Here is a 9,178-nt window from a genome sequence, read left to right as displayed (position 1 = left end):
GCAAAAACGTTTTTGCAAGTGTTTAATTAAATATTTTTATCTAATAATCTGTATCGGTTATTCAGGACAAGACATAATTTAAGTGACCTGAATTCGGTACTAAAAAAGTAATTATGAAAACATATTACAAAAAAAGAATATTGGTTTTGATGTTTTTGAATGTGTTTTTTCTTTATGCACAAACTGATTTTAATGTATTAGATGCAAAAGGGAAAAAACACGGAGTGTGGAAAGGTGTATATGAAACCTCAAAACGACCTAGATATGAAGGAACTTTTGAGCACGGAAAAGAAATTGGTATTTTTAATTTTTTTGATGATACCAGAGCAAAATCGCTAATTGCAACTCGAGAATTTAATCCAAAAGACAATGCAGCGTTTACTATTTTTTACGACCAAAACAAGAATAAAGTAAGTGAAGGAAAAGTGATCAATAAAGTATTTGAGGGTCAATGGAACTATTACCATTTGGCCTCAAAATATATAATGACAACGGAACACTATAGTAAAGGAAAACTTGAAGGTTTGCGTACCGTATTCTATTTAAGTGGAAAAATTGCCGAAGAAATCAATTATATAAATAATTTAAAAAATGGCTTTTATAAAAAATATACTGAAAAAGGAATCGTGTTGGAAGAGTCTGCTTTCAAGAACGACCTTTATAACGGTTTAGCAATCTTTAGAGATTCCGACGGGAATACAGTCTCTAAAGGACACTTTGTAAATGGAAAGAAAGCGGGTATATGGCAGTTTTTTGAAAAAGGAAAAGTAGTCAAAGAAATCAATATGAGCTTTACAGAAAATGCCACAAAATCAAAAAACAATTAACGGTATCGTTAGCCATTACTGTTGTAAATCTTTTTGTAACTTTGCACCCTTATAAAATTTTAATTTTTTGAAGATGAAGCGTGTAGTTGTAGGACTTTCCGGAGGAGTAGATTCAAGTGTTGCTGCTTATTTGTTGCAGCAACAAGGGTATGAAGTTATTGGTCTTTTTATGAAGAATTGGCATGACGACTCAGTCACTATTTCTAATGAATGCCCATGGCTGGAGGATAGTAATGATGCATTGTTAGTTGCCGAAAAACTTGGAATTCCATTTCAAACGGTAGATTTAAGTGTTGAATACCAAGAAAAAATCGTAGACTACATGTTCAATGAATATGAAAAAGGGCGTACTCCAAATCCCGATGTGCTTTGTAATCGGGAAATAAAATTTGAAGTTTTCATGAAAATTGCTTTGAGTCTTGGTGCTGATTATGTTGCAACGGGGCATTATTGTCAAAAAAGTGAAATCAAAGTGAATGGCGAAACCGTGTATCAACTGAAAGCCGGTGCCGATACCAATAAAGATCAATCCTATTTCTTGTGTCAATTATCCCAAGAGCAATTAGCAAAATCCTTATTTCCCATTGGCGAATTAACTAAGCCGGAAGTACGTGAAATTGCTGCCCAAATGGAATTGATAACTGCCGAAAAGAAAGACTCACAAGGCTTGTGTTTTATTGGAAAAGTGCGTTTGCCTGAATTTTTACAACAAAAATTGCAACCCAAAGACGGAATTATTATCCAAATAGATAAAAATGATCCTGTTTACAGTGCTGAAAATCATGTAGGCCTAAGTGTAGAAGCGGATTTAAAATCAGCAGCAAGAAAAATTCCGTACACGCCACAAATGGGAAAAATAGTGGGGAAACATCAAGGGGCTCATTATTTTACTATTGGACAACGAAAAGGTTTAAATGTAGGAGGCACAACGGATCCCTTGTTTATTATAGCCACGAATGTAGAAACCAATACGATATATACCGGATTATCAAGTCAACATCCCGGATTATTCAAGAAAGCATTGCGTATTGAAAAAGAAGAAGTACATTGGATTCGTAAAGATTTGGCTTTGGCCAATGGAGGAACGATGGAGGTGATGGCAAGAATACGCTACAGGCAACCGTTGCAAAGGGCTACTTTGCATCAGTTTGAAAATGAAATGTACGCGGACTTTAACGAACCGCAGTCGGCAATAACCGAAGGCCAATTTGCCGCGTGGTATTTAGGGGATGAATTAGTTGGTTCAGGAGTTATTTCTTAGTTTAGTACTTTATTTTAGTATGATTTCAAGAAAAACCGTAGTTTCAATTGCCATTTAATTTCATTGGAAGCTATATCTTTATATCTTAACAATATAGTTACCTATGAGAAAATTCTATTTATTCTTTTTTCTATTCATTACTACTGTGGGTTTTTCACAACAGGATGCTTGGGTGTATTTTAATGCGAAGCCCAATTCTCAATTCTATGTTGATTCACCACTGAAAATGCTTTCTCAAAGAGCATTGGACAGAAGATCCAATCAAAATATTGCCTTAGATTTTAAAGATATTCCGGTAGAAGTTTCCTATGTTAATGAAGTAAAATCTACATCGGGAATTACTGTTATGGCAAAATCTAAATGGATGAATGCCATTCATGTTAGAGGAGAACAGGTGGCGATACAGTCATTAGCCCTATTTTCTTTTGTAGATAAAGTTGATTTTGCAGACAAATCGTTAAATCAAAAAGGTAAAACCGCAAAATCAATTAAGGTAAAAAAAGAGGACAAGACTAGTAAAACCAAAATTGATTACGCATATGGATCTTCTTCAAATCAAATACGGATGCTCAATGGGCAGCTGTTGCATCAGCAGAATTATACTGGTTCAGGAAAAATAATTGCCGTTATGGATGCCGGATTTCCGGGTGTAAATACCATACTTCCTTTTGAAAGATTAAGAAATAACAGTCAGATTTTAGGAGGTTATAATTTTGTTTTACGAAATCCAAATTTTTATACCGGTTCTTCACATGGAACTTCTGTGCTTTCTACAATGGGAGGTTATAAAGAAAATGCTCTTGTAGGAACGGCACCGGATGCCTCTTATTATTTATTTATTACGGAAGACGATACTTCTGAAAATCCTGTGGAAGAATCACTTTGGGTTGAAGCAACAGAAAAAGCAGATAGTTTAGGGGTCGATATTATTAATACTTCTTTGGGTTATTTTGATTTTGACAATGCGGCCTACAATCATACGTATGCCGAAATGAATGGTAAAACAGCATTTATGTCTCGTGGAGCTGAAATTGCATTTAGCCGAGGAATGATTTTAGTGACATCGGCCGGTAATTCAGGAAGTTCCTCAAATCCACACATAGCCGTTCCCGCAGATGCTGTTTCAGTAATTGCAGTTGGTGCAGTAAATTCCACTGAAGTAATAACTTCTTTCAGTTCAATAGGTCCTTCTTTTGACGGAAGAATAAAACCAGAAGTTATGGCACAAGGACAAGCAGCAGTAGTTTCTAATGTGTTAGGAAATATTGTAACGGCAAGCGGAACTTCTTTTTCCAGTCCAATTATGGCAGGAATGGTAGCGTGTTTGTGGCAGGCATTTCCTAAAAAAACGAATAGGGAAATTAGAGAATTAGTACTCAAATCATCCGATAAATTTTCAGTACCAAATAATCAGTACGGATATGGAATCCCCGATTTTAATTTGGCGCTAAGCAATCAATTGTCCATAGCTTCTTTTTCGAAAGATGATTTTATTATTTATCCCAACCCGACAAGCGATTTTGTTTCGGTTTCTTTACCTTCAAAATTTGAAATGGGTACTTTATTTATTTATACTCTTTTAGGCCAAAAAATTTTAGAACAAAAAGTAACTCCTCAATCCGCAACTATTTCCTTGAAAAAATTGGAGAAAGGGATGTACCTTTATAAAATTAAATCCGTTGGTTTTTCTAAAACGGGAAAAATAATGAAACAATAATACAGTAGGAGCACATGAACAAAATTACAGCCCTTTTCAAAATAAAATACCCAATCATTCAAGGTGGAATGATTTGGAACAGCGGATATAAATTAGCAAGTGCCGTCAGTAATGCCGGAGGTTTAGGATTAATTGGAGCAGGCTCCATGTATCCTGAAGTTTTGAGGGAACACATTCAGAAATGTAAAAAAGCGACTTCAAAACCTTTTGGAGTAAATGTTCCTATGTTGTATCCAAACATTGAAGAAATCATGAAAATTATTGTTGAAGAAGACGTGAAAATTGTTTTTACATCAGCAGGAAACCCTAAAACGTGGACTTCATATTTAAAAGAAAATGGCATAACGGTAGTGCATGTAGTCAGCAGTTCTGTATTTGCGTTAAAAGCACAAGATGCGGGTGTCGATGCCGTTGTTGCCGAAGGTTTTGAAGCCGGAGGACATAATGGAAGAGAAGAAACTACGACCCTTGCGTTGATCCCTATGGTTAAAGAAAAAATAAAGATTCCGTTGATTGCTGCCGGCGGAATTGCCACAGGCCATGCAATGTTAGCCGTAATGGTTCTTGGTGCAGATGGCGTTCAGGTTGGAAGCAGATTTGCAGCGTCTATCGAATCATCCGCTCATGATAATTTTAAGGAAATCATCGTAAAGGTGAAGGAAGGTGATACACAATTGACTTTAAAAGAACTGGCTCCAGTACGATTGATTAAAAATAAATTCTATCAAGACGTACAGCATTTGTATGAAAGTGGTCCTACAAAAGAGGAAATTGTTACCTTATTAGGAAGAGCTAGAGCTAAACGTGGGATGTTTGAGGGTGATGTAATTGAAGGGGAATTAGAAATTGGTCAAATAGCAGGTATTATTCATGCGATACGACCAGCGGGAGAAATTGTTCAGGAAATGATATCCGATTTTGAATTGGCAAAAATGGAAGTGTTGAATTTCAATTTTAAACAATGACAAAGACAAAAATATACAAGATCTTGTTTTTTTTGGTCATCGGGTTGCATACTTCTTATGGACAAAGCTATACGTTTAAAACATCAGGATTTAGTGTTTTAGAAAAAAAAGAAAAAGGGGATAAGTGGTCAGATTTACAGCTGGTCAATCTCCGGGTTACTTTGGATACGGATAAAAACAGGATTGTAGTTTATTCTCAAATCATTCAATTATTTGAAATAATCGAGTATCAACCCACCGAAGAAAATGAGACTGATATTGTGTATTCATTTACCTGTAAAGACAATGAAGGCGTTGATTGTACCGTCTCAATCATAACCAGAAAAAAACAAAATAACAGGAAACAGCTCTATATCAATTATGACAATCGGATAATAGTTTATAATATTTTCAATATGTAAACAGTGAATTATCGTATTAGATTTTGTTGCTTTAAAGTTTTTCGATGTCTTTGATGAAACCATCATATTCTAAATAAAATAATTCTACAGCATTCATCTTTTCGTTGTAAAAATCAAAGATTTCATTCCAATAGTTTTTATTGCTAACTCCCACACCCAGTTTTTCAACCCAAATGCGGCTAATTGTTTTTCCGCTTTCCAGAGTGTAGTCTTTTTCAAAAATCAAATCTTTGATAAATTCTTCTTCAAGAATGTTTTTTAACGCTTCGAATTTTTCAAAATAAGCCATTCTTTTTTCGTCACTTCGATGTTCAATATCTATTAAAACTTGCGCTTTTTTATTGTCTACGTAAAATTTAAAGGAGAAATCTTTAATCTTAGTATCATATAAGACCCATTTTCTGGGATATTTTTCTGCAAATGCAATCCAGAATTCTCGCTTTAATCTTTGGGTCTCTTCTTTACTGTACATTTTAGGGGCTTTTTGATCCTGGAAAATTTGCTCAAGCACATTTTCTAAACTATATTTATATTAAATTTCAGTGTACAAAAATAGACTTTGATTATGGATTTTCAAGAATTTTTACGGTTTGTTCCTAAATTAATTAATGCTGGGCTACCTGCATTTGACGCACATATCAAAATGGCGCCACTAGAGCGATTGGAAAGCTTGAAAAAGAGTACTGTAGAGGCTGAAAATCCAAGAATAGCAGCAGTGATGATGCTTTTTTATCCTAAAAAGGACAGTGCTCATTTCGTTTTAATTGTGAGGAACTCGTATAAAGGAGTTCATTCAGCACAAATTGCATTTCCAGGAGGCAAGTATGAATTACAGGATGGGAATTATGCAATTACAGCCTTACGTGAAACACATGAAGAAGTAGGGATCCCTCCGGATAAAATTGAAATTATTAAACCATTTACTCAAATTTATATTCCGCCAAGTAATTTTATGGTGTATCCTTTTTTGGGAATTAGCAAAGAAGAACTTGTATTTGTATTGGAACCTGCTGAAGTAGCCAGTATTATCGAAATACCGTTGTCAACTTTTTTAAACGATGCAATTGTAATTGAAGCAAAATTGTCAACTTCTTATGCGAATGATATAAATGTACCGGCTTTCAAAATTGAAGAACACATTATTTGGGGAGCTACAGCGATGATGTTGAGCGAATTGAAAGATGTGTTAAAAGTAGTTTTACGTTAAAACAGTTTTGTTTAGGAATTGAAAAGAGCAATTAATTGGCTGTCATGTTCAATTTTTTTCTGTGTACTTCAGTGCTCAACTTCAAATATAAATTTCGTAAGTTTGTAACTAAAATTTTAAAAAAACACACACAATTTTATGGGATTATTTAAAAGAAATCCTTTTGGTCATATATTATTTATAAAAAAATGGTTAATTCGAATTTTTGGTGCTGTAACTCACAGGCGCTATAGAGGATTCAATGAATTGCAAATTGAAGGGTCAGAAATTATCAGAAATTTACCGGACACTAACGTGCTGTTTATTTCCAATCATCAAACTTATTTTGCAGATGTAGTTGCTATGTTTCATGTTTTTAACGCAAGTTTGAGCGGACGAGAAGATACTATCAAGAATGTTTGCTATCTGTGGCAACCCAAAATGAATATTTATTATGTTGCTGCCAAAGAAACCATGCAGGCGGGATTGTTACCAAGAATTATGGCGTATGCCGGAGCAATTTCTGTAGAGCGGACTTGGCGTGCTAAAGGAGTTGATGTCCAAGAGAAAAAAGAAATTAACCCGGATGATACTGAAAACATAAAAACAGCCTTAAATGACGGATGGGTAATTACTTTTCCGCAAGGAACAACAAAATCTTTTAAACCAGTTCGTAAAGGAACGGCCCATATTATCAAACAACACAGGCCTATTGTGGTGCCTATTGTTATAGATGGTTTTCGTCGTTCATTTGATAAAAAAGGGTTTCGGATGAAAAAGAAAGGAATCCTGCAATCGTTCATTATTAAAGAGCCCTTAGATATTGATTATGAAAATGATACAGTTGATGAGATAGTCGAAAAAGTAGAATTTGCTATTGAGCAGCATCCTTCGTTCCTTAAAGTTATTCCTGCTGAAGATATTAAAGAGCAAGAAGAGTTGAATAAATTTAGAAAATGGGAATATTAAAAGAGGCTTTTGCCTCTTTTTTTATAAATCAATTTTCTTTAATTCCGTGTAATTTCTATTTAATTTTTTTAATAATATACCATAAATCAATTGGTAAAAAAGCCATACAATACCTACCAAAATAATTATGGAAAATAACATTAGAATACAATTTAAAAATATTCTAGATCCATTATCATTGTTTGTTGCAGATTTAATTAGGATTTCAGTTGATAATAATAGTATAGCAACAAAAAACACAAGAAACAAATTATATCCTATGTAATAACGGACTGTTTTACGTGTGTTTAAAATGCATTCCATCAATTTTTTAGTATTTGAAGTGACTGATATAGAGCGATAATTCTTATAGAATAAATACATAAAAAATATTGCTACACCATAACTTAAATAATCTAAAACAGTAATAAAAATATCAATTGTTTCAGATTCACTCATCTTTTTATCAGGAAGTAAAAAACTCAAAGTGTTTAATACTACAAATTCAATAATGCTAATAATAAATATCCATTTCACAATCGAAGACGATTTTCTATGAATCATTTTGTAAATCTCGGTTTCGGATACTTGCGCAAAAGAATTATCATTCTTCTGCCAGTCTTTTTTTAATAAATCCAGCTCTTTCATATTCCTTACGGATTTAATATTTTTTTTAATTTCCCTTTTATTCTATTCATTTTTACCCGGGCATTCACCTCGCTAATTCCTAATGTTTCTGATATTTCCTGATAATCCTTATCTTCCAGATACATAAATATCAATGCTTTTTCAATATCATTCAGCTGGTAAACCGCTTGGTACATTAATTTTAATTGCTCCTCTTCTTCATAATCATATTCCACGTCATTCAGGAAATGTTGTCGTCCTTCAAATTCTATGGTGTTTATGGATCGTTTTGTTTTTCGGTATAAAGTAATTGCTGTATTTAAAGCAACTCGATACGCCCAAGTAGAAAATTTGCTGTCACCTCTGAATTTTGGAAAAGCCTTCCATAACTGAATCGTAATTTCCTGAAACAAATCCTTGTGTGCATCATCGCCATTAGTATACAACCTACAAATCTTGTGGATTATATTCTGATTTTCTTGCAACTGCTTTACAAAAGAATGTTCTAAATTATCACTCATATATACGTTAGTAATTCAATACTGGTTTTTGTTACAAAGTAGTGCTTTTTTTTTGAAGCACAATAGTGTTCCTTTTTTGATACTATTCGTTTTGCAGTGCTTTTGCGTCATTTATCTTCTAAAAGTATGGAGAGAATATAATGATAGGTACTCCTTATATAAGGTATTGTGCAAATAGTTCTTTTTGATGATGTTTACCGAAATGATGTAGCTTGATTTCTGTTTGAAAAGAAAGAGTTAAACCGGATTTTTTGTTCGAATGCTAGTTAGGGATGCGATCTTGAATACGCAAAGTGAATTGCTGAGTGCAATAAAGCATGAATTTTTAAAGATTTAATAAACAGGAAAGGCAATTTTACACTAGTTAAAGCTGCAGAACCCCTAAAATTTGTAGATAAAGTCATCCTTTCTTTTGAATCTGGATGAGGAGAAGAAAAAACTTTGATCTTCAAAAAACGAGATATCAGCTAGTTAAAGAAAAAGTTAAGAAAAGTTTAAAAAAAAGCGAATAAAAAGCTTGTAAAAGCGAATAAAGGTGCTAGTTTTGCACCCGCAAACAAGTTCACCGAACATTAATTAGAATATAATTATAGAGAGGTAATGGTTTAGAAGTTCTTTAAAATACTGGCAAGTTACTTAGATCAAAAGGAAAATTTATTTTCAAAAAAAGATTTAATAAAGCTTGCGAGAATAGAAAAGGATGTTACCTTTGCACCCCGCAAAAC

The 9,178-nt window shown here is 33.6% G+C and carries 10 protein-coding genes; 7 read left to right on the top strand and 3 right to left on the bottom strand.

The window, feature by feature from the left end; translation table 11 throughout:
• Window positions 1–113: 113 nt before the first annotated feature.
• The 5 genes from EKM00_RS14585 (at window position 114) to EKM00_RS14565 (ending at window position 5,171) form a co-directional block, all read left to right on the top strand.
• Entirely contained in the window at window positions 114–827 is a 714-nt protein-coding gene (locus tag EKM00_RS14585) for a toxin-antitoxin system YwqK family antitoxin (RefSeq protein ID WP_233592314.1), read from the top strand.
• Window positions 828–900: 73 nt separating this feature from the next.
• Entirely contained in the window at window positions 901–2,088 is a 1,188-nt protein-coding gene (gene mnmA, locus EKM00_RS14580; protein WP_126516680.1) for a tRNA 2-thiouridine(34) synthase MnmA, read from the top strand.
• 103 nt (window positions 2,089–2,191) lie between these two features.
• Window positions 2,192–3,805 (top strand): S8 family peptidase, encoded by a 1,614-nt coding sequence (locus tag EKM00_RS14575; RefSeq protein WP_126516679.1) that lies wholly within the window; start codon window positions 2,192–2,194, stop codon window positions 3,803–3,805.
• A 14-nt stretch (window positions 3,806–3,819) separates the two neighbouring features.
• A complete protein-coding gene (locus tag EKM00_RS14570) occupies window positions 3,820–4,770 on the top strand; it encodes an NAD(P)H-dependent flavin oxidoreductase (RefSeq protein ID WP_126516678.1) in 951 nt (316 codons plus the stop codon).
• Window positions 4,767–5,171: a hypothetical protein gene (locus EKM00_RS14565; RefSeq protein WP_126516677.1), complete on the top strand. Its 405-nt coding sequence runs from the start codon at window positions 4,767–4,769 to the stop codon at window positions 5,169–5,171. The genes EKM00_RS14570 and EKM00_RS14565 overlap by 4 nt, the downstream gene beginning before the upstream one ends.
• Window positions 5,172–5,202: 31 nt before the next feature.
• On the opposite strand, the gene EKM00_RS14560 is transcribed toward EKM00_RS14565, so the two are convergent.
• Window positions 5,203–5,643, bottom strand: a complete 441-nt coding sequence (locus EKM00_RS14560; protein WP_126456341.1) for a DUF4268 domain-containing protein — start codon at window positions 5,641–5,643, stop codon at window positions 5,203–5,205.
• A gap of 93 nt (window positions 5,644–5,736) precedes the next feature.
• Here EKM00_RS14560 and EKM00_RS14555 point away from each other — a divergent pair, with 93 nt between their 5' ends.
• Both EKM00_RS14555 and EKM00_RS14550 read left to right on the top strand, forming a co-directional pair.
• Window positions 5,737–6,378 carry an NUDIX hydrolase gene (locus tag EKM00_RS14555; RefSeq protein WP_126456339.1) on the top strand — a complete coding sequence of 214 codons (642 nt, stop codon included), beginning with the start codon at window positions 5,737–5,739 and terminating at the stop codon, window positions 6,376–6,378.
• Between the two features lie 138 nt (window positions 6,379–6,516).
• Entirely contained in the window at window positions 6,517–7,326 is an 810-nt protein-coding gene (locus tag EKM00_RS14550; protein ID WP_126456337.1) for a lysophospholipid acyltransferase family protein, read from the top strand.
• 21 nt (window positions 7,327–7,347) lie between these two features.
• Here the strand turns inward: EKM00_RS14550 and EKM00_RS14545 are convergent, their stop codons facing one another.
• The gene (locus EKM00_RS14545; RefSeq protein WP_126516676.1) at window positions 7,348–7,953 is read right to left on the bottom strand and encodes a hypothetical protein; all 606 of its coding nucleotides are present in this window, start codon (window positions 7,951–7,953) and stop codon (window positions 7,348–7,350) included.
• A gap of 5 nt (window positions 7,954–7,958) precedes the next feature.
• Window positions 7,959–8,453 carry an RNA polymerase sigma factor gene (locus EKM00_RS14540; protein WP_126516675.1) on the bottom strand — a complete coding sequence of 165 codons (495 nt, stop codon included), beginning with the start codon at window positions 8,451–8,453 and terminating at the stop codon, window positions 7,959–7,961.
• Window positions 8,454–9,178: the final 725 nt, after the last annotated feature.

The sequence above is a fragment of the Flavobacterium sp. RSP15 genome (genome assembly GCF_003968755.1).
Taxonomy (GTDB): domain Bacteria; phylum Bacteroidota; class Bacteroidia; order Flavobacteriales; family Flavobacteriaceae; genus Flavobacterium.
Note: the sequence above shows the minus strand (reverse complement) of the source record. Positions and strands in the feature narration are given on the sequence as shown.

What these genes read in the sequence shown, in the direction of transcription:
- mnmA (WP_126516680.1), top strand. Translation starts at nt 901, where the DNA reads ATGAAGCGTGTAGTTGTAGGACTTTCCGGAGGAGTAGATTCAAGTGTT.
- EKM00_RS14540 (WP_126516675.1), bottom strand. Translation starts at nt 8,453, where the DNA reads ATGAGTGATAATTTAGAACATTCTTTTGTAAAGCAGTTGCAAGAAAAT.
- EKM00_RS14560 (WP_126456341.1), bottom strand. Translation starts at nt 5,643, where the DNA reads ATGTACAGTAAAGAAGAGACCCAAAGATTAAAGCGAGAATTCTGGATT.
- EKM00_RS14570 (WP_126516678.1), top strand. Translation starts at nt 3,820, where the DNA reads ATGAACAAAATTACAGCCCTTTTCAAAATAAAATACCCAATCATTCAA.
- EKM00_RS14575 (WP_126516679.1), top strand. Translation starts at nt 2,192, where the DNA reads ATGAGAAAATTCTATTTATTCTTTTTTCTATTCATTACTACTGTGGGT.
- EKM00_RS14545 (WP_126516676.1), bottom strand. Translation starts at nt 7,953, where the DNA reads ATGAAAGAGCTGGATTTATTAAAAAAAGACTGGCAGAAGAATGATAAT.
- EKM00_RS14565 (WP_126516677.1), top strand. Translation starts at nt 4,767, where the DNA reads ATGACAAAGACAAAAATATACAAGATCTTGTTTTTTTTGGTCATCGGG.
- EKM00_RS14550 (WP_126456337.1), top strand. Translation starts at nt 6,517, where the DNA reads ATGGGATTATTTAAAAGAAATCCTTTTGGTCATATATTATTTATAAAA.
- EKM00_RS14555 (WP_126456339.1), top strand. Translation starts at nt 5,737, where the DNA reads ATGGATTTTCAAGAATTTTTACGGTTTGTTCCTAAATTAATTAATGCT.
- EKM00_RS14585 (WP_233592314.1), top strand. Translation starts at nt 114, where the DNA reads ATGAAAACATATTACAAAAAAAGAATATTGGTTTTGATGTTTTTGAAT.